The organism is Natronoglycomyces albus, assembly GCF_016925535.1.
Lineage (GTDB): Bacteria > Actinomycetota > Actinomycetes > Mycobacteriales > Micromonosporaceae > Natronoglycomyces > Natronoglycomyces albus.
Genome location: NZ_CP070496.1, coordinates 149,975 through 169,601, shown reverse-complemented (window position 1 = coordinate 169,601; position 19,627 = coordinate 149,975). Strand labels below are relative to the sequence as shown.

At 63.6% G+C, this 19,627-nt stretch carries 19 protein-coding genes; 12 read left to right on the top strand and 7 right to left on the bottom strand.

The genetic code is table 11. The annotated features are described in order from the left end of the window. Positions 1-492: 492 nt before the first annotated feature. From JQS30_RS00680 to JQS30_RS00645, 8 genes are all read left to right on the top strand, one after another. Positions 493-1,776, top strand: a complete 1,284-nt coding sequence (locus tag JQS30_RS00680) for a hypothetical protein (protein ID WP_213171500.1) — start codon at positions 493-495, stop codon at positions 1,774-1,776. A gap of 159 nt (positions 1,777-1,935) precedes the next feature. After that, a complete protein-coding gene (locus JQS30_RS00675; protein WP_213171499.1) occupies positions 1,936-2,571 on the top strand; it encodes a hypothetical protein in 636 nt (211 codons plus the stop codon). Continuing rightward, positions 2,568-3,698 carry a CbiQ family ECF transporter T component gene (locus JQS30_RS00670; protein WP_246497981.1) on the top strand — a complete coding sequence of 377 codons (1,131 nt, stop codon included), beginning with the start codon at positions 2,568-2,570 and terminating at the stop codon, positions 3,696-3,698. Before JQS30_RS00675 ends, JQS30_RS00670 begins: the two co-directional genes overlap by 4 nt. Next, on the top strand, positions 3,695-5,284 hold the full coding sequence (locus JQS30_RS00665; RefSeq protein ID WP_213171498.1) for an ABC transporter ATP-binding protein: 1,590 nt from the start codon (positions 3,695-3,697) through the stop codon (positions 5,282-5,284). The genes JQS30_RS00670 and JQS30_RS00665 overlap by 4 nt, the downstream gene beginning before the upstream one ends. Beyond that, positions 5,281-6,090 carry an ECF transporter S component family protein gene (locus JQS30_RS00660; protein ID WP_425498830.1) on the top strand — a complete coding sequence of 270 codons (810 nt, stop codon included), beginning with the start codon at positions 5,281-5,283 and terminating at the stop codon, positions 6,088-6,090. The genes JQS30_RS00665 and JQS30_RS00660 overlap by 4 nt, the downstream gene beginning before the upstream one ends. A 92-nt stretch (positions 6,091-6,182) precedes the next feature. Further along, positions 6,183-6,605 (top strand): hypothetical protein, encoded by a 423-nt coding sequence (locus JQS30_RS00655; protein WP_213171497.1) that lies wholly within the window; start codon positions 6,183-6,185, stop codon positions 6,603-6,605. 8 nt (positions 6,606-6,613) lie between these two features. Beyond that, positions 6,614-8,239, top strand: a complete 1,626-nt coding sequence (locus tag JQS30_RS00650; RefSeq protein WP_213171496.1) for an alpha/beta hydrolase — start codon at positions 6,614-6,616, stop codon at positions 8,237-8,239. Beyond that, complete coding sequence (locus JQS30_RS00645; protein WP_213171495.1) at positions 8,239-8,760, top strand: hypothetical protein; 522 nt, start codon at positions 8,239-8,241, stop codon at positions 8,758-8,760. Before JQS30_RS00650 ends, JQS30_RS00645 begins: the two co-directional genes overlap by 1 nt. 118 nt (positions 8,761-8,878) lie before the next feature. Here JQS30_RS00645 and JQS30_RS00640 read toward each other — a convergent pair whose 3' ends face one another. From JQS30_RS00640 to JQS30_RS00625, 4 genes are all read right to left on the bottom strand, one after another. Next, the gene (locus tag JQS30_RS00640; protein ID WP_213171494.1) at positions 8,879-9,616 is read right to left on the bottom strand and encodes a class I SAM-dependent DNA methyltransferase; all 738 of its coding nucleotides are present in this window, start codon (positions 9,614-9,616) and stop codon (positions 8,879-8,881) included. A gap of 656 nt (positions 9,617-10,272) precedes the next feature. Next, a complete protein-coding gene (locus tag JQS30_RS00635) occupies positions 10,273-10,665 on the bottom strand; it encodes a hypothetical protein (RefSeq protein WP_213171493.1) in 393 nt (130 codons plus the stop codon). Then, the gene (locus JQS30_RS00630; RefSeq protein WP_213171492.1) at positions 10,662-11,018 is read right to left on the bottom strand and encodes a hypothetical protein; all 357 of its coding nucleotides are present in this window, start codon (positions 11,016-11,018) and stop codon (positions 10,662-10,664) included. Before JQS30_RS00630 ends, JQS30_RS00635 begins: the two co-directional genes overlap by 4 nt. 924 nt (positions 11,019-11,942) lie before the next feature. Next, positions 11,943-12,998: a Gfo/Idh/MocA family protein gene (locus JQS30_RS00625; protein ID WP_213171491.1), complete on the bottom strand. Its 1,056-nt coding sequence runs from the start codon at positions 12,996-12,998 to the stop codon at positions 11,943-11,945. Between the two features lie 155 nt (positions 12,999-13,153). On the opposite strand from JQS30_RS00625, the gene JQS30_RS00620 reads away from it, so the two are divergent. The 3 genes from JQS30_RS00620 to JQS30_RS00610 all read left to right on the top strand — a co-directional run bounded on the left by JQS30_RS00620 (position 13,154) and on the right by JQS30_RS00610 (position 14,722). Next, on the top strand, positions 13,154-13,774 hold the full coding sequence (locus tag JQS30_RS00620) for a copper resistance CopC family protein (protein ID WP_213171490.1): 621 nt from the start codon (positions 13,154-13,156) through the stop codon (positions 13,772-13,774). Between the two features lie 127 nt (positions 13,775-13,901). Next, positions 13,902-14,267: a hypothetical protein gene (locus JQS30_RS00615; RefSeq protein WP_213171489.1), complete on the top strand. Its 366-nt coding sequence runs from the start codon at positions 13,902-13,904 to the stop codon at positions 14,265-14,267. Between the two features lie 8 nt (positions 14,268-14,275). After that, positions 14,276-14,722, top strand: a complete 447-nt coding sequence (locus tag JQS30_RS00610; RefSeq protein ID WP_213171488.1) for a hypothetical protein — start codon at positions 14,276-14,278, stop codon at positions 14,720-14,722. Here the strand turns inward: JQS30_RS00610 and JQS30_RS00605 are convergent. Continuing rightward, positions 14,687-15,310 carry a hypothetical protein gene (locus JQS30_RS00605; protein ID WP_213171487.1) on the bottom strand — a complete coding sequence of 208 codons (624 nt, stop codon included), beginning with the start codon at positions 15,308-15,310 and terminating at the stop codon, positions 14,687-14,689. The two genes, JQS30_RS00610 and JQS30_RS00605, sit on opposite strands and share 36 nt — an antisense overlap. After that, positions 15,307-17,694, bottom strand: a complete 2,388-nt coding sequence (locus JQS30_RS00600; protein WP_213171486.1) for an FtsK/SpoIIIE domain-containing protein — start codon at positions 17,692-17,694, stop codon at positions 15,307-15,309. The genes JQS30_RS00605 and JQS30_RS00600 overlap by 4 nt, the downstream gene beginning before the upstream one ends. 265 nt (positions 17,695-17,959) lie before the next feature. On the opposite strand from JQS30_RS00600, the gene JQS30_RS00595 reads away from it, so the two are divergent. Continuing rightward, entirely contained in the window at positions 17,960-18,343 is a 384-nt protein-coding gene (locus tag JQS30_RS00595; protein ID WP_213171485.1) for a VOC family protein, read from the top strand. A gap of 232 nt (positions 18,344-18,575) precedes the next feature. On the opposite strand, the gene JQS30_RS00590 is transcribed toward JQS30_RS00595, so the two are convergent. Next, entirely contained in the window at positions 18,576-19,619 is a 1,044-nt protein-coding gene (locus tag JQS30_RS00590; RefSeq protein WP_213171484.1) for a hypothetical protein, read from the bottom strand. Positions 19,620-19,627 lie beyond the last annotated feature (8 nt).

Here is a 19,627-nt window from a genome sequence, read left to right as displayed (position 1 = left end):
CAGGTCAATAACCCGAAAGGCAGACAGTGACGAATAAGTTCCACTTTCTGCCTGTTTACGACAAATACCCCGCCGGTTACGCCCCGAAAAATTATGAAAAGCAGCAATCTGAACCCAGTTGTGCCACCGGGCGACCTCACTGCGGAGCGTCCCTGCCATCCCCAGTCGCATTACACCGGTTACGCTGCGAAGAGGAAAACTTAAATGACGGCAAGTCGCGGGGGAAGTCCGGTCAAAGGCCGGCGCTGACCCGCAACGGTAGTCGCGGCCGAGCCACATGTGTCTCACCTGGAGTCGCCGCGCGTACGCGCAGACTCTCGCCCACATGGCCTCCCAGGTGAGACCATCGCCCGGATCACCCCGCGTGAGCCCGAAAACCCGCCTTGCTCTCAACCAGTCCCTACCGCCTGTCGTGGTCTACAGGTCGGAAGACAGCCGCGCCGCGGCTTCACCTTCCCGCCTGCCCAGACTTCGCTACATGAAAGGTCAGGCATGCAGATCTGTTCGAAGAAGGTCGGTGCGTCAGCCAAACGCTCCGCCGCCATAGCCGCCACCGGGGTGCTCTCGTTCTCCATGATCTCGGCGTTCGCCGCGCCCGCTGCGGCGCAAACCGACGGCGAGGACGCCCTGTCCAACCCCGCCGCAGCTGCCGGGCAATGGCTGCTGAGCCAAGCTAGCGCAGAGGACGGCCAAGCTTGGGAGGTCGACGGCGCCGCCAGCCAAAGCGCTTCTCTAGACGCCGTCATCGGGCTCATGGCCGCCGGTTACGGCTCCGAGCAGACCGAAGCCACGCTCGGCTGGCTCGACTCAGCCGACGTACTCGGCGCGTACCTCGAAGGCGAAGAGGGCGACCTGCAAGCCGGAGCCGCCGGTAAGACACTGCTAGCAGTAGCCGCCGCCGGTGGCGACATCACCGACTTCGGTGGATACGACCTCGTCGGCGACCTGTCCGAGGCACAAGATGACGACGGTTCCTTCGGAGACGGCGCGACCTTGAGCAACGCATGGGCGCTGCTGGGTCTACACCACGCCTCCACTATCGCCGGGGCCGACGTGGCCGCCGACATCGACGCCGCCGTTGACGCCCTCGTGGCTCAACAGTGCGACGACGGCTCGTTCGCGTTCGAAGGCATCACCGACGACGGCTGTTTCGGTGACCCCGACACGACCGGAATCGCCGCCGCCGCGCTAGCCACGACCGACGGCGACCACGACGACGCCCTCGATGCGCTCAACGCATCGGGTGCGTGGCTGCTCGGTCTGCAAGGCGACGACGGCGGAGTCGACGGTGGTTTCGGCGCCAACGCCAACTCCACGGCGATGGCCGGTCAAGCCTTGCTCGCCATCGTCACGGTGCCCGGCGCCGATGACGTCGAAGCCCTGACCGACGGTGTCGCCAGCGCTGGCGACTACCTGCAATCGTTGCAGGTTGACTGCTCTGATGAGGCCAATGTGGGTGCGATTCGCTTCCAGGCCGACGAGTCCGAGGCGTGGATGGAAGGCGCCCGTGACAAGGCCACCGCCGACTCGTTGCTGCTGCTGGGTGGCTCCACTCTGGTGAACGTTGACGCCGCTGGGGCCGAGGCGACCGCTCCGAACTTCTCTTGTGGCAACGACGCCAACGTGGACTCCGCGGTGGAATCCGACGACGAGAACGGCAATAACTGGCTGCTGTGGGCGATCTTCGCCGCCGGCGCTGTGCTGGTTCTGATCGCCATTGGCGTGATTCTGAAGTCCCGCAAGAACGCCGCCGCTTCGAGCGAAGGCGACAAGTAGTTTCATCCCTGGGCTGAGGTCGCTGTGTTTTCACGGAGGCCTCAGCCTTCGGCTTCCGGTATACGGGTCGGTATGCCTTGAGCCAACCTCATTGCTGCGGTGAGACATCGTCTTGCGTCTACCTCAGTACCGCCCACCGAGACTGTGAAGGCGTCTATTGTGGCCACCACTTTTCTTCGTACCGCTTTTGCGGCGCTGCTGTGCTCAACGCTGTTGCTTACCGGCGTCACGGCCGGGCCGTCGCCCGCCTCGGCGCAGGAAGTGTGCGACGGGGTGACCGTGGTGGTTGATTTCGACGGCAACCCTGAGGCCGGATGCGCCACCGGTGAGGTCAGTTCCGGTCTCGACGCGTTGCGCCAGGCGGGTTTCACCGTCGAGTTTGTGACCGGTCAGCCGGGCATGATCTGTCAAATCAACGGACAGCCCGGCGAGGCGGGAACCTGTGCGACCTCGCCGTCCACCGACGCCTATTGGTCGTATTGGCATGCCGACGGCGACGAGTGGGAGTTTTCTTCCTTTGGCGCGTCCATGCGTGTGCCTGCCTCGGCCGGCGTCGAAGGGTGGGTGTTCGGCGACGGCGGGAACGAACCCGACATCAGCCCCGACAAGGCCCGCGCTTTGGCTGCCCCGGCTGAGTCCGACGAGTCCGACGAGCCCGACTCGGCTGCGGACACCTCCACCACTTGGGATCTGTCGTGGCTGGTCGCGTTGGTTCTCATCGGGGCCATCGTCGCTTTGGGGTACTGGCAAATGCGCCGCCGCACGGGGCCCCGCTCGGTTAAGAAACGGTCGTGAGCCGCCCGGTGTCTGCCTCTGTGGGAGCCACCCAGCGCCCTGGTATCCGGCTCCATCCGGTCGCCTGGTGGGCGTGGGCGCTGCTGTTGGCCACCACCGCTTCCCAGACGGTCAACCCGTGGATACTGCTGCTCATCATCGCCGTGTCCGGGTATGTCGTTTTCTTGTGTCGAGGCGACGAGCCGTGGTCGGGGGCCTGGCGTATTTTCCTGTTCATCGGGCTGGTCGCCATCAGCATCCGCATGCTGTTCTATCTGATCTTCGGCGGCTCCGACGGCACCACTGTCCTTTTCGAACTACCGTCGATCGCGCTTGGCGAATGGGCCCAAGGGTTCCGGCTGGGCGGGGCCGTCACCGCCGAAGGGGCCACCGCCGCCGCCTATGACGGCCTACGGCTGGCCACCCTGCTCGTCTGCATCGGCGCGGCCAATTCTCTGGCCAGCCCCAAACGCATGCTGCGCTCCATGCCCGCCGCGCTCTACGAAATCTCCGTGGCCATCGTCGTGGCCCTCTCGGTGGCCCCGCAACTGGTCGCCTCCACGGTGCGCGTCAACCGGGCCCGCGCGCTGCGCGGCGATACGAAACGCAACCCGGCGCATTTCATGCGCACCGTGGTGTCCCCGGTGTTGCATGAGGCGCTAGATCGGGCACTGGCGCTGGCGGCGGCGATGTCGGCACGCGGGTACGGCCGGTCGGCCGACATCCCGCCGAAGTCTCGCGCCTTGACTTCAACCTTGCTGTTGGCGGGGCTGATTGGGCTGTGCATTGGCGCGTACGGTCTGCTCAGTGCCGCCACTGCGGCGCCGGTGGCGTGGACGCTCCTTGTGGTGGGGGTTGGCCTGGCCGTGGGCGGGCTGATCTTTGCCTCCCGGAGGGTTCCGCACACTCGTTACCGACCCGACCCGTTTGGGGCGCGCGAATGGTCTGTCGTCGTCGCGGGAGCGTGCGCGCTGGCGGCCGTGATCGTGACCGCGCAGCTGAACCCGGTCGGCGTCTGGCCGGTCACCGACCCGCTCACAATGCCGAGCCTGCCGCTACTGGCCGCGCTCGGTGTCCTGGCCGCGGCTTGGCCGGTCGTGGTTGCCGCGCAACCTAAGCAGTCGAACTTCGAAGAGAGTGCCGCATGATCACCTTCGCCGATGTCGCCTTCCGTTACCACGAACTCGCCCCGCCGGTGTTCAGCGCCGCGAGTTTCACGATCGAAGAGGGCGAGCTGTGTCTGATCGTGGGGCCCACCGGCAGCGGCAAATCAACGCTGTTGGGCTGCGTGAACGGCCTCGTGCCGCACTTCACCGGAGGTATCGCCTCCGGGTCGGTCACCGTGGGCGGCCGCGACATTTCGCGAGCACGCCCCTCCGAGCTGGCCGACCTGGTGGGCTACGTGCCGCAGGACCCGTTGAGCAGTTTCGTCACTGACGAGGTCGAGCTCGAACTGGCCTACACGATGGAACAGCTCGCACTCAGCGACACGACGATGCGTAAACGGGTGACCGAGATCGTTGACCTGTTGAGCCTGTCCGAACTGCGCACCCGCGCGCTGGCCACGCTGTCGGCCGGGCAGCGTCAACGGGTTGCCATCGGGGCGGCGCTGACCGCCGGGCCGCGCATCCTGGTGTTGGACGAACCGACCTCCGCGCTGGACCCGGGGGCGGCCGAGGAAGTGCTCTCGGCGCTGCACCGCCTCGTGCACGACCTGGGTATCACCGTGCTGTTGGCCGAACATCGGCTGGAGCGCGTCGTCCAATACGCCGACTCGGCGCTGTTGCTGCAAAACCGCACGGTCACACACGGGCCCGTCGCCGACATCCTCGCCACCTCCCCCGTGGCGCCTCCGGTGGTGCGGCTGGGTCGCGAACAGGGCTGGCAGCCGTTGCCGATCAGTATCCGCTCGGCTAGGCGGGTCGCCGCAGATGTGCGCGCGCAGCTAGACCACGCAACACCGCCGGGTGACGACGTCATCCACGGTGACACTGCCCTCGACGCGGCGGGCATCACCGTGGACTACCCGGGCGTGCGGGCGGTCAACAACCTGAGCTTTTCGGCTCGGCGCGGAGAGAGAGTCGCCATCATGGGACGCAACGGATGCGGCAAGTCTTCGCTGTTGTGGGCACTGCAGGGGACCGGGGCGCGTTCGGCGGGCAGCCTCGATGTGGCCGGGGCCGACCCCGCCACTTTGAAACCACCTCAGCGGCGCACCCTCGCGGGCCTGGTGCCCTCCGAGCCGGGCGACCTGCTCTATGCCGAGACCGTCGAACGCGAATGTGTCAACACCGACCGCGCCGCCGACGTACCCGCCGGCACCTGCCGCAAAATCCTGGAGGACCTCATCGAGGAGGTCGATGTCTCGGTGCATCCGCGCGACCTGTCCGAAGGGCAGCGCCTCGCCCTGGCTCTTGCCGTCACCTTGACCGCCGCCCCGCCGCTGCTGTTGCTCGACGAACCCACCCGGGGCCTGGACTACCCGGCCAAGGCCGCGCTGGCCCGCCGTCTACACGACCTCGCCGACGCCGGGCATCTGCTCATCGTCACCACCCACGACGTCGAATTCGTGGCCGAGTTCGCCAGCCGGGTCGCCATCATGTCCGACGGTGAGATTGTCGCCGACGGGCCCGCGCGGGAGGTGGTGGCGGCCTCGCCGATGTTCGCCCCGCAGGTGGCGAAGATTCTGCCCGGCTGGTTGACCGTCGAAGAGGTGCGCGAGGCACTGAGGTGACACCGTTGACGACGCAGTCGCTGAACCCGCCTCGGCTTCCCATCGACTGGCGCGGTGGTCTCGCGCTGACGTTCGCGGCACTGTTTGGCCTCATGGCCACCACTTGGCCGCTATTCGTCGCCCCGGGCGCGGTCCTGAGTGACACGACCATTGGGCCGTGGATGTTCGCGATGCTGCTGCCGCTGCTGACCGCCGTGGTCTTGGCGCAGATTTCCTCCGGCGGCCTGGATGCGCGGCTGGTGGCGATGCTGGGGGTACTCAGCGCGGTCATTGCGGCCGTGCGGCCGTTCGGGGCGGGCGCGGCTGGCGTGGAGACGGTCTTCTTCCTCATTATTTTGGCCGGACGGGTCTACGGACCCGCCTTCGGTTTCGTGCTGGGCAATACCGCTTTGTTCGCATCGGCCCTACTCACTGGCGGCGTGGGGCCGTGGCTGCCCTATCAGATGCTCGCCGCGTCATTCATCGGTCTGGGCGCGGGCCTGCTGCCTGGGCGCCAGCCGCGCACCCGCTGGGGACACCGGGCCGAAGTTCTCATGCTGGCCGCCTACGGCTGCGTGGCCGCGATTGTGTTCGGTCTGCTGTTGAACATGTCGTTTTGGCCCTTCGCGATCACCACCGGCGCGCTCGCCTACGAACCGGGGGCGGACTTTGCGGAGAACTTCAGGCGGCTGATCGCCTTCTCGCTGGCCACCTCCGCCGGGTGGGAAATCGGGCGGGCCGTCACCACGGCCGTGCTCATCGTGCTGACCGGCCCGCTCCTGTTGCGCGTGCTGCGCCGCTCGGCCAGAAAGGCCCGCTGGGTCTAACGGAAACCTGTCATCGCGTGGACACATCAGGTGCGCGATTGTCGCTAAACTTAAGGACACCTCTTCTCACCCCTCACTTCGAAAAGGTGCCTATGACGCTGCCCTCTGATGACCTCATACCGCAAGACCCCTGTGCCGGTGCGGACTATCTCATGGACGAAGACGCCGTCCACAGTGCTGCCAGCTCCCTATTCGACACGCACGAAGACATTGACGCCGCTGGTAGACCCGCATGGGATGCCAGCGCCCGCGCGGCTGCGGATCATTCTGGGGCTCAGCTGGCGCATCCTGCGACGCTGCGGGACCTGAGCGACGCGTGGCGGGCCGGTCGATATCGCGCGCTCGGCCGTGATGTCGAGGAATTGGCGATGTTTTTGGCCGTTCATGTGGAGACCTCGGTGTCGATGGATGAGTTCACCGCTTCGATGTTCGCCCAGCATGCCGACGCGGGCCGCTATGAGGTCCCGTCCGTATCCGACCAGGCCCCCGTTTACGGGGACAACTTCCTGGACTAGGGGCCGCGATGACTTCACTTGACTACGCCTACGCCAAGGACCTTTCGGTCGAGTCCATTCGGGAGGCGGCCGAACGCTGGTACAAGCTCGCCCGGCACAACTGCGACACCGGCGACGAGCTGCGTCAGTTCGCGATGCGCAAGATCGGCCCGGATGTCTTCGACGGCGGCACGGCCACCGCTGCCCGGGCCCGGGCCCAGCAGCTGGCCGGACGGTTCGATGACGCCGCCGAGGAGGCCGAGCTCATTTCTCGCACGCTGCACAACGCCTGCGATGACCTGGACGTGTGCGCCTTGGAACTGCGATCGGTGGTGGACGCGGCAGAGAACTGCGGCTACCTGGTCGGCGCGGACGGTTCGGTGCGGTTTAATACCGCCGCCTACGCCGAGGCGGCTATTCCGCCAGAGGTCCACGACGGCGCGCAGTCGTGGGCACGCCAGATCGAGGCGATTCTCGACCGGATGCGTGAGATCGACGAGGGTACGGATCGCACGTTGCGGACTCTCATCGAGGAAGGCACCCGCAGCCAGTTCGACGCCGACCGCGTCTCCTCGGCGCTGTTCGACCATGTGCTGTCGGGCAACGCCACCACCGACGAGGTTTACCAATGGTGGACGAGCTTGCCCCAGGATATGCGTGATGAGATCCTGCGCGACGATCCCGACATGGTCGCGTGGCTGGATGGCATTCCGTCGGTCGACCGGCACACCGCGAACATGCGGGTACTGCAAGAGCATGTTCTGAATAACCCGAACGATGTCGACGCCGCCGCTCTGCTGAGCGACATGGCAAACAGCGATAACCTGCTGCTCGGGTTCCGGCCCGCCGAATACGAGACCAGAACCATCGGGCATGGTGGCGGGTTGATCGGGACGACCGAAGCTAACATTCGCGTGTCTGACTGGCAGGTCATCGTCGCCACTGGCGATCCGGATCAGGCCGACAACGTAGCGACCTTCGTGCCGGGGACGGACTCCGATCGGCAGTGGGGAAGCGTGGACGAGGGCACGAAGCTACAGATTGAGCGGGCCAAGAACCTCGCCGATGAGGCTCAGCTGTACGCGCCCGACCAATCAACTGTCGCCGTGATGTGGTTGGCCTACGATGCCCCCAACGGGGTGCTCGCGCAAGCTCCCGATCCACAGCGAGCGCGAGATGGCGCGGCCGACCTCAACCGCTTCATTGATGGAATGGGCTCCGTAAACCAAGGCGACAACGTCCGACAAACCGTGCTCGGGCACAGCTACGGCTCGCTAACCGTTGCATACGGAGACCAGTCGGGCGGAGCTACGTCAGCCGATGCCATCGTGGTCGCCGGTTCGCCAGGATTCAACGATGCCGTTGACTCCGCCCGAGACTTCAATGTGGGTGCGGAGAACTTTTACTACCTGGAGGCTGAGGGGGACATGGTTCCGTCCACACCCGTCCACGGATCGAATCCAGGTTCTCCACTATTCCCAGGAGGAACAGAATTGACCACTTCAACCAGCGGTCATAGCGAGTACTACCAACGCCGCACCGATGACATCATGGCCATGGCAGCTGTAATCGTGGGAGACGTGGGGGCTGAACACATCGAGAATGACCACAACGCAGGTCGAGCCTACCCCGACCTTGGGCCTCGGGTGCCCTAATGATCACGACCAAACGAATCGCATGGGGCGTGTTCTGGACAACTGTGGCTGTCCTCGCATCCATTTACTTCATGACACTTCCACCAAAAATCCCCCAGGACGAGGCCCTTGCACATGCCGACTCCATCATCACCATGGTCGAAGACGGCATCGATAGCTCCACAATTCTCAGAGGCGTCACTATTGTCGAAGGGGAACGATCGACCATCACTTGTGAGGGACCAACTCGTGGCAACCAATACTTCGTGTCGGTCTTTTACGAGCTCGAATCCGAGAATCATGGCGCTGAAGAAATGTTTCGGGAAGTTGACACAATCCTGGAACGAGTCGAGACCATTGAAGTCGTAGAGCCGTCAAACTTTGAAGATGAGATAGCCAAAGTTATCGATGAAAATCACACTCAAGGGGGGCTCATCGACTACACCAGCAATGGAAATCTCGACCTATCAATCCGCGTTGGCGCACACCAAGTCGATGGGCCTGTATGGATTACGATCCGGTCCGCATGCCTACGCCGATGAATGACGAGACGAAGTGCGGTCCGCAGCTGCGCCAGATTCAGAAGGGGCGCGAAGCGTGATCCACCCGAGCGCGTTGTCTGAGTTATGTTCTGGGCAGCTGCGGCCGCGCTTCCGCCGTTTAGTTCGCCTCGGGCTTCTTCCATACCGAGACGTGCATTCGGCTCTGTGCGGTAAAGGGCTCACGGTTCCATCCGGACCAACGCTGGTGCAAACTCATGCCCGCCAGCTGCGCCATCAAGTCGAGCTCGGAGGGCCACACGTAGCGAAACGGGATTGACCTTCGTTGCCAGTTCTCGCCGTCGCGGAAGAAGTGGTGGCTGGTCATGCCCTGCTCGACAAAGTCGTACTCGTCAAAGCCAAGGTGATCGTCCGTCACCGTGAACGGGTGAATGGTCTGGTCCGGTGCCAATTGCAGCAAAGAGGGAACACCCACGTCGATCACGAAGTAACCGCCCGGTTCCAAATGCTCTGCCACATTGCGAAAGCACGCGACCTGCTCATCCTGCGTCGTCAGGTTGTTGATGGTGTTGTACACCAGGTAGGCCAACGAGTAGGTCCCTGGAGCCTTCGCCGTAGCGAAGTCCCCGATCGTAACCCCGATGTCCTCGGCCCCTGGCTTCACGCGCAACTGGTCTGCCATGTCCGAGGAAAGCTCGATGCCGTGTACCTTCACACCGCGCTTACGCAACGGTACGGCGACACGTCCGGTGCCGATCCCCAACTCCAGTACCGGCCCGTCACCCGCCAAATCGGCCAAGAAACTGGTTTCCGCCTCCAAATATTCGGGCCCGAACCGCTCATCATGCGCATCGTCATAGGTCTCGGCCACGCGGCCGCCAAAGTAGTCTTTTTTCATGGGTCCACTGTGTTTGATCACAACTCAGATGACAACCGGTTTTCCTAACGTGTGCCGAGCTGAGTATCCGGGCGTTATGCGGGTTAAACGCTGTTGTGCCTGCTGGTGGCGCAATGTCGATGATGGGTCGACTTGCGTATGACGGGTTCATGGCGACGGGGAGGCTCGGTGGGGGTAACCACTCGCAAAAGCCGGTCGCCGCTATTGAGAACCTGTCGGTACCCGCATAGGCCCGGGATTCTGTTGTGTGGGTTGAGTTGTTGTGGAGTTGTGGCCCGTCTGGTCTAAGAACGGCTCCCGCGATGTCTTCTGGACCGGTTCCTCATCCGCCTGGTGGAGGCGACGGTAGTCGCCTTTGCGGGCAGGTTGCGATCTGGTTGACGTCTGCGGTGCGCGGCCGGTTCTCGGTGCTCAGCTCTGGTCTAGATCCAGTCGGTGAGCGGTGAGTCGCGGCGTCTTATCCAGCGGGGATCGGTGCCGTTACGTTGGGGCCAATCTAGTCCGACAGTTCGCGTAACTGTCAGGGCCACCCCAACCACAGCGATATACGAACCTCCAGCGGCCGTTCGTGTTGCTCACCTGGCCGGTGAACTGCGATAAGTCGATGGTGAACGCTCACGTGCAGTCTTCTTTGCACACGTGGCGACCGGTTGTGGTTAGGACCCCGACAGGTCCGGGTGTGCGGCCGCGTAGGTGGTGAAGTTGTCCGCGAAGCGCTTCAACCCATAGGCTGCCTGGCCGAAGACCAGGGTCTTAATCCACCAAGCGCCCGAGGGCAACAGGTAGGCGCGCACGACCGGGTCGCCCTCCCTGGATTCTTCCCGATGTACAGCAACAGAGTCGCCCATCCACGAGCCATACAGGTAGTAGTAATACCCATCGGAGAGAAACCGGCCGTAGAACTTGCCCGGCTCCAGGCGTGCCCCCAACAGATCGAGCTTGGAAAGCCTGCTGGTGACATTGGCCGGGGCCGGTTGGCCGTTGACGCTACGTATGGGGTGACCGTTGGGTGAGCGCATCGCCGGGATACGCGGAAACGGGCCACTCATGAGGCATCACCGAGCAAGGACTCGGCCAGGTTTTGTGACACCTGGTTAAGAATGGCGTCCTTCCATTCAGGTGAACGGGCCAGAAACGGCGTCTCCCACACCACCTCAGTAAAGCGACCTCGCATCACTGCGATCGTGGCCACCGGGATGACCAGCGATTGCCCTTGCAGGTTCAACGCCAGGGCTGAACCGCGTTCGGGATGCGGGGAGACCATGTAACGCCCCGACCCAAAGGTGAACTCGACGACTTGATCTCCGGTGGTCTTCACCGGCGACGAAACATCCGATTGCGGCGAGCGCGACGACGTTGAGTAGACCGGATCAGATGCCGATAGGTCACGTGGATTACTCATCGCCCACCGCCCAAAGCCAGCACCGATACCCGCATCTGCCTGCGCAAATGCGGGTCAAAAAGGTGTGAAGATATGGGTGTTGAGTACTCGTTTTTGGGTGCACGGAAGCGTATGGTGGTCCGTAGCATTACGAACTCCGTTTCTTGATGCTGGAGGGCGGTCCGCGGGGTGTTTTCGCGAACAAGGTCCGAGGACCGCCCGATTCCATATTGAGTTTTTTACCCCCGCGATAGCGGTGGGGCTTTTCTGTGCCCTTAACCGTACGGCCCGCTGGGCCACACTCGCGGTAATGACATTCCGTGTCGCCTGTCGCTTTCGCGACAGAGCCACCAGAAACCACAACCGACCCACAGTCGGCGGCGCACAGAACCCGATGGCGGCGCTCCTCCCCAGAAGCGCACCGGCGCTAGGCGTTGCGGCACAGGCACACCCGCACCACCACATCCAACCCAGTGACAACAGCCCGCCACATCGGATAGCACGAAACTATCCCGGACCAAACCACAGAAGTCAACCACCACAACCCAACCCACCCCGCGTGTCGCCCCAAACTAACCAGACCCCACGCCTAAAGCGAGACGCAGAACACACGCCCAGCGCGCGCCACTGTGGCATCAACACTCACTGCCCGGCCACAGTCTGTCTGCTCCAGAGCGGCTTGTCGTAAGCCCAGATCATGCTTACGTTTGCCAGGCACGCAAATGGGTGAGGGCTTCGCCCTCACCCACTGTTCGTTTATGAGGCTTTTGCAAAAGCGCAAATTCAAGGCCGCAACAGGCGGACTTTACGCAGGTAAACGAGCCGACGAGTATGCCGAACGTACCTTTTGCATAAGCCACCGATGAATGCTCGGCCCGGGAACACGTCAGCGCAAATAACCGATCTCGAAGCATCGTTAGACGTCCCTCAGGAGCGCAAACCGCCCTATAGGGCCTCAGATTGGCCTGCTTCGTACTTCCACACCGCGTGCGCTAGAGGCAGTAAGCGGTAGCGCCAAGGGATCTCGCCGGGATACTCCACCCCGATTTGCATGCGGACATCGTCCATGATCTTCATGACCTCAAGCGTCGCGCTTGGAGGGACCAAAGTGGAGGAAAGCTGGTTATTGCGTAGCATCCGGTGCACCTCCATCGCCTGGTGCACATAACCATGCCCGACATAGGGCGACTCAATCTGACGCGGCGGCATGCCGTCGCGCACCAACGTATAACCGTTGGGGCGGAAGAAGGGCGACTTGATCTCAATGCGCCCCGCCGAGCCGACAATGGTCGCCGACGAATCCGGCCCACCAGTGAACGAACAGCTCAACTGAGCCAGCGCGCGACGGTAGCGCATCGTCACAGCGGTGTACTTGTCGACACGCTCCGGTGACAGCAAAGCCGTCGCCTGCACATATTCGGGCTTGCCAAGTAGCAAGTGCGCCAACGTGATCGGGTATACGCCCATGTCCAACAGTGCCCCACCGGCTAGGCGCGGATTGCGCAACCGATGCTCCGGAGAAAAGGTGCCGTTGATGGAAAACGTCGCGTGGACGGCCTGAACCTCGCCGATCACCCCATCGTTGACCGCGCGTCGCATCTCCCGAATCGCCGGATTGCAACGCATCCACATGGCTTCCATGAGGAAGCGTTTCTGTTGGCGCGCAACGTCAAACATGGCCTGGGCCTGCTGAGTGTTAAGGGCAAACGCTTTCTCACACAGGACATGTTTGCCAGCTTCCAGACACGTCACCGTCGGGGCGAAGTGGTGGGAATGAGGGGTAGCGATATAGACAACGTCGACTTCTTCGTCCGCAGCCAGATCCTCCACAGAATCGAATGCATGCTTGATGTCGTACCGCTGAGCAAAGGCTTGCGCTCGCGCCAGCGACCGCGAAGCCACAGCGGTCACTTCACAATCATCCAAAAGCGCCAGATCTTCGACATATGCGGCGGCAACGTTGCCGGTAGCCAAAATACCCCATCGGATAGGTTCAGCCATCCGATAAGCTCACCACAACTTCTACGCTGCGTCAATGCGCAAAAACAGCCGAGTTCGCATTACGTGCACAAACGATAACCAGTGGTGAAGAAGTGTGTTTTAAACCTCCTTTATCGTTGCCGCTGTAAGCCATGCCACTGTGCCATGATGTGGGCATGATGAAACGTCTGCTAATCGCCTTTGGCCTCGTCGGAGCGCTGGTGCTGGGCTCATCCTCCAGCGCCTTCGCCCACGCGGTCATGACCGGTGCCGACCCCGCCGACGGCGACACCCTCGATCAAGCCCCCGCCGACATCACCGTCGAATTCTCCGAAGAACTAGACGGCCCCTCCACCGAAATCGCCGTGAGCGACCCCGAAGGGACCGTTCTCGACCTCGAAGAGCCGACTTTCGAAGGCAACTCCTTCACCCAGCCGCTGATGTACAACGAGCCCGGTGAATACACCCTCGCCTACCGCATCCTGTCGCAGGACGGCCACCGCGTCGAAGACACCATCACCTTTGAAGTCCTCGCCGTACCCGATGAGCTGTCGCTCGTGGCCGAAGACGACGAAGACGCCGCTGCGGCACCGGCGGACGAGGACGACAATGGCGCCGAAGCCGCCGAGCCCACCGAGGCCGCCACGCCCGACGAAGACACCACCGAAGGCGGCGGAGCCCCCATCGGCGCGTTCATCCTCGGCATCGCCATCATCGTCATCGGCGGGGTGCTGCTGGTGAAGTTCCTCGGCAATAAAAAGAAGACCGACGAGGCCGCAGACGCCTCCGACGAGTAAGCCGCGACATTCAAGGCCGCGCCCGGGGTTAGTCCCGGGCGCGGCCCTATTAGTGTGAAAATCGACCGCACACGCACGAGGCCAGCCGCAATGCCGTCTAGCGACAACGCGGCCCCAAAGGAGCACCATGATCGACTGGATGTACTACTCCATCCAGGCTCTCACGCTGGGAATCGCCGCCTACCTGCTATGGGAGACATACCGCAGTCAGCTGGTCGGGCGCACCCACTTCATCGCCCTGGGCGTGATCGAAGCGGCGCTAGTGGTCCAGTTCATCACCGCGCTGGTGCTGGTAATTCCGGCCGCCGGAGACAGCAAGGCCCTGTTCTTCAGTTACCTGCTCACCGCGATGCTCGTCTTGCCCATCGCCGCCGTATGGGGCTCCATCGACCGCAGCCGGTGGGGGATCGGCACCGTCGCCATCGGCTGCCTCGTTGCCTCCGCGCTACTGCTGCGCGTCAACCAGATCTGGGACTACCAGGTCAACGTCTAAGGACTGTCATGGCAGAAACCACCGACCAGCTGCGTTCGGGCTTCGGACGCCTGTTGACGCTTGTCTACATCGTCTTCGCCGTCTCGGCGGGAGTCAGGGCGGCTTACCAAATCGCCACCAAATTCTCCGAGGCACCCGTGGCATACGTGCTCTCGGCCCTGGCCGCCGCGATCTATCTCCTGGCCGCCATCGCCATGCTGCGCGGCGGCTCCATCGGTTGGAACGTGGCCGCAGGGGCGTGCCTGATTGAGTTCGTCGGCGTCATCGGCGTGGGCGCGCTCAGCGTCTTCTACTCCACCTGGTTCCCCGCCGACACCGTGTGGTCGCAATTCGGTGCCGGATACGGGTATGTACCACTCGTGCTACCGATCCTGGGCCTGGGCTGGCTGTGGCATAACCGCCGCGCCGAGACTATCGACTCACCAGAACAAACCGCAGGCCACAACCAGCGTTGAGGCACAAATGACCAGCCCGAGCCTGGGGTTGCGTTGCAGTTTTTCGGGCTCTCCCAGACGAGGGCGTGACACCACCCCAATGGAGAGCCATCCGGCTGCGAAAGCCGCCAACGGCAGCCCCACCAGCCAGGCCGACAGCGTCACGACCTGCCATATCCCATCAGGCGTGCCGGAGGTTCGCAAGACAATCAGCTGAGCGACGATCGCCACCACCGCCCACAACCCGTAGATGAGGCCGTTACGTTCGTCGACCCGCCAGGCGGGCAACGCGGGCGGCCGATGCGCCAGCCAGCGCGCTTGCGCGAGCGTCTGGTGGGAGCGCTCCAGGTCAGCGCTGGCGGCGGCTAGTTCGGAGCGTGGGTCTTGCCCGGGGGTGACAATGGGGCCTTTGAGTTCGACCGTGGTTTTCGCTTCGGCCGCCAAGGCGGTGATGGCGTTTCGTTGGTCGGCGACCTGGGCGTCGATGGCGTTTGCCTGTTCGCCGAGGGTGGCGGCTTGCCCGGCACGTTGTTGTTCGGTTTCGGCCTGATTTCGCCGCATGGTGTCGAGTTCTCGCACGGCGGTTAGATAGTCGTCAAAGGCGCTCACGCGATGACCTCCTTGCGGGTGAAGGGGACGATGAGTTGGCCGGTTCCACCCAAGTGCCGGTCGATGAAGAGCGCCCGGCCGCCGCGCGGTTGCCAGTCGCTGAAACTGGGGCCGAAGTGGCTGGTCAGTTCGGTTCCGGGCAGGTTGAGGACGATGTTTCCGGCGACGTCTTCCCGACCGGCTGATCCGCCGGTGTCGTCAATGAAGCGGCGCATGGCTCGCCACCAGCCGGTGAGGTGGACTCCCCGAGCGGGGCCTTGTTTGAGGAGGGTGCGCAGGGCTGTTTGGCCGTTGCGGTCGAGTCCGGCCGCGTCGAGACCCCAGGCCAGGATGTGGATGTTTCCGGTCTCTAGGGCTTGGGCGAGCGCGGGGGTGAACTCTGCGGGGGTGAGGCTGCGGTGGGCTTCGACGTGGGCGGCGGTGCCGGTGAAGTCGACGGTCCATATTGTGGCTGCGGGGCCGAGGCTGGCGGCGACGGCGGAGACGCCGTCGGCACCGGCCGGATCGGAGCCGAGGAATGCCAGGTGGCGGCCGGGTCGGGCGTCGAAGGTGAAGCGGGCGGGGGACAGGTCGAGGGAGACGGTTTGCCCGACGAATGCTTCACCAGGTGAGGCGGGTTGTTCGGCGAGGACGTCGTTGACGTGGACGCTGCGGTAGCCGTAGAAGACTTTCGGCGGGCTCACATGTGGGTGGTCTCGCACTAGGCGGGCGCGCAGTTGCGCCATGATGTCGCTCTCGACGTTGGGGAAACGGACGACGCGGTCGGCTCCGGCTAGGCCGCCGTCGGTGTTGATGACGACTTGGCCCAGTCCGATGCCTTCGGCGGCGGTGTTGCGCGCGTCGAGGATCTGTTTGGCGCCGGGGAGGGCGATGCGCATGGGGAATTGGCCGAAGATGGAGTCTTTTTTCGCATAGAGGGCCTCGATTCCGGAGATCGTTTGGGAGGCGAGGACGAGGTGGACGCCGTAGGAGCGGCCTTTGCGGGCGAGGTTTTCCAACAGGGAGACGGCTTCGCTTGCAAGCTTGTCGTTTCCGGCTAGCAGCACTTGGAATTCGTCGGCCACCGCGACGATGCGCGGTAGTGTCTCGTGTTCGCGCAGGGCGCTGAAGGCGGAGACTCCGTGTCGTTTCATGAGGGTGGAGCGGCGGGTCATTTCCTCGTTGAGGTGGCGCAGCACCGCCAGGCCGTAGGCGCGGTCGGATTCGACGCCCACGACGCGAGCGTGGGGGATGAAGGTGGCGTCGCGTTCGGAGGGGGTGAATTCGGAGAAGGAGACGCCTTCTTTGAAGTCCAGTAGGTATAGCGCGAGGTCATCGGGGGTGTAGCGGGAGGCCAGCCCGTAGAGGACGTCGAGGATGAAGACGGTTTTTCCTCCGCCGGTGCGGCCTGCGACTAGCCAGTGCGGGGTGGCGTCGTCGAAGCGGAGGCGTACTTCGCCGCTGGCGTCGCGGCCGATGGGGACTTCTAGGGCGTGGGCGGGGTCGTGGCTGCTCGGTTCGGTGGGGACGAGGTCGGCGAAGGTGAGGGCGGTGGCGGCTTTGGCGCGGTCGGCCAAGCGCTGGGATTCGCCCAGGAGGTAGGAGTTGTCGGCGCGGGGGTGCAGGTGGACGGGGGCGGCGAATTCGTCGCCTTGGGTGACGGGGGCGGTCGGTGGGTTGGCCACTCGCGCGGTGCCGTCGCCGGGTATGCGTAGCCGGGTGGCCCAGGGAAGTTCTGGCAGTCCCAGGCCGATCATGGCGACGCGGTGTTCGCGTCCGCTGCGAGCGATGGCGTATATGCGTTCCAGGAGAGCTTTTGACAGACCGGTGTGGGAGGCGACGGCCAGCAGCAGGAGGGGTCCGGCGGCTCCTTGGGTGCTGATGCGCTCACGGATGTGTTTTTCGGCTGCGGAGAGGACGACCTCGACGCTGCCGGGGTCGGTGGCGACTTCGGTGATGACTCCGGCGGTGACTAGGGGTTGCAGTGGTGAGCTGACGGCCCCGAGGGTGGCGGTGTCGATCAGGGCGACCTTGACCGTCCCGGCGGAGGAGTGGCTGAGGGTGTGCAGGATGGCGGCGCGCACCAGGTGGGCCACGTTCTCGTCTCGTCCGTCCACATCGGTGCAAAGGTGGCCGTGGGGCCCGAAGGGCACCAGGAAGGGGAACGATTCGCCTCCGGCCAGATTGACGGTGCCGATAGACAGATAGTCGGGGTGTTTCGCCAGTTGGGCCGAAGCGGTGCGGGCCCGCGCGGCCACTGACTGCTCGGCACTGTGGGCCTGCGGGTCGAGCACGGCGTCAGCTTGCCCGGTGTGGTGTAGGGCGTCGCGGGCCGCGCTCACCCGACGCGCCGCCGTTTCACATAGGTGGGCGGCGGAACTGAGCATGGTGCGAAACCCGGCCACGGCGACTCCCGTACTCCTCGTTGACGTTTCTGCGCATAGCTTATGGGGTTGGCGGCTGGTCGCGGTAGTGGCATGAGCACAGCGGCGGCCAAAGGGGGCGTCGCCTATGCGACCACATGGGCAAATTTTGGCCGAATTAGCTGTTTAGCCTGGGTTTTCACTCGGATTTCCAGTATGCGTTTGTGGCCATTGACCGAAAATTGTCGTACGCGCGTGCCAATCTGTGAAAGACACTAACCGATACAACAAGTGTGGAGGCATGAGTATGATCGGTGTTTCTAAGATCGGCCTTAATGTGAAAGACCAGGACGCGGCGAAAGAGTTCTGGACCAAGACCATGGGGTTTACTGAAATCCTCGATACTCCAATGGGGGATGCGCCCGGAGCTCCTCGCTGGATCGAAGTTCGCTCCCCCGACGACGCGGTGGAATTGACCCTCTTCACGCCCCAATTCAGGGAAGACCAGATCGGTTCACTGGCCAATCTCGTCTTCGAGTGCGAGGACGTGGAAGCCACCGTCGCGGATTTGAAGGAACGCGGAGTCGAGATTGTCGACGAACCCAAGATCGAGTTCTGGGGCGGTTGGTGGGCATCCTTTAAGGACCCCGAGGGCAACCATTACGGCCTGACAAAACGCGAAGCACGCTAGTCTAACGCCGGGGCGCGCTACCGCACTGTGGCCGCCCCGGCCTCATACGCGGCTCTACCAGGCCACCGAACTATGAACCTTATGCGATTCAAGGCCGCAGGAGGCAAAGTTTAACGAGCCGACGCGACCGCCGAAAATGCCACTTGCATAAGCCGCAATGACGGCGACTTGCCAACAGGCACCACCCGAGTCGGCCAACGCTCAAACCTCAACCGCTGGCAAAAGCCTCGCCCTAGTTGATCCTCACCTGCGATAGCAGATCGACCGCATCCTCATAGTGCTCACTTATCGATTCGGGCAGCGCTGCCAGCCCCACGACCGCGTCCCGGCCGTCAAGGTCGATCACAATCAACGCGACGTCCTCGGCACTATCGGGAATGCCCTCAGCCGCGTCGTCCCACGTGAGCTCGAATTCGCCCAGGACCGCGCCCCGCGACCCCTCGACCGTGACCTCGCTGAAGTCGATGGCAGACATCTGCAAACCTTCAACCCCGCTGAAGCTGGTATTGGCAAAGTTGTCGGCTATTTGCTGGATGGTCTGTTCAGGGTCGTCCGCATCATGCACAATCGAGACGCGGTCGAGCATCCCGAACTGGAGAAAACCGATCCACACGTCAGTGACTCTGATATTCCAGCTGACATTGTCATACACACCGGGGCTGTGCGCATCCTCGGTCTCGAACGGCTCCCACGGAGAACCCGGCGTCGGGTATTCGATATCGAACGCATCCGCTGGCGGCTCGGAGTCGTCGTCCCCAGGCGGAGATGTCTCCTCCGGGGCGCTCGTAGTCGAGTCGTCTCCTGTGGCAACTGAGGCTTCCTCGGGCTGAAACAGCAAGTATCCAGCCGTACCGCCACCAGCGGCCAGCGCCACGAACAGCACGATGATGAGAGCCATGCGGCCGGCCCTAGATTTTTGCGGCTCTTGCGGGTGCCAGTTCGCCCACTGGTCGGGCTGCCCAGGCGGGTAATACATCTGGGGCACGTGTGGCGGAGGCTGGTTGACCGGTGAAGCGGCCGCTGTCTGGGCTCCCGTCGGCGGAAGGGAATCGGCACTCATCTGCTCGGTTTCGCCAGCGGCCGGACCCGAGGAGGACCCAGGGGCGTAAGGGACCTCGGCCCCGGCACCGCCGCCACTGGGATCAGCCGAAAGTGGGGCTGCGGCCACATCCGGCGCAGCAGCACCGTTACTGGAGCTGTCGGGGCCGGAAGACTCGCCTGCGGCGTCGTTGGATTCCGCGCCGGAACCAGGCTCAAAGTGGGGTGGGTATGCCATAGAGCCAG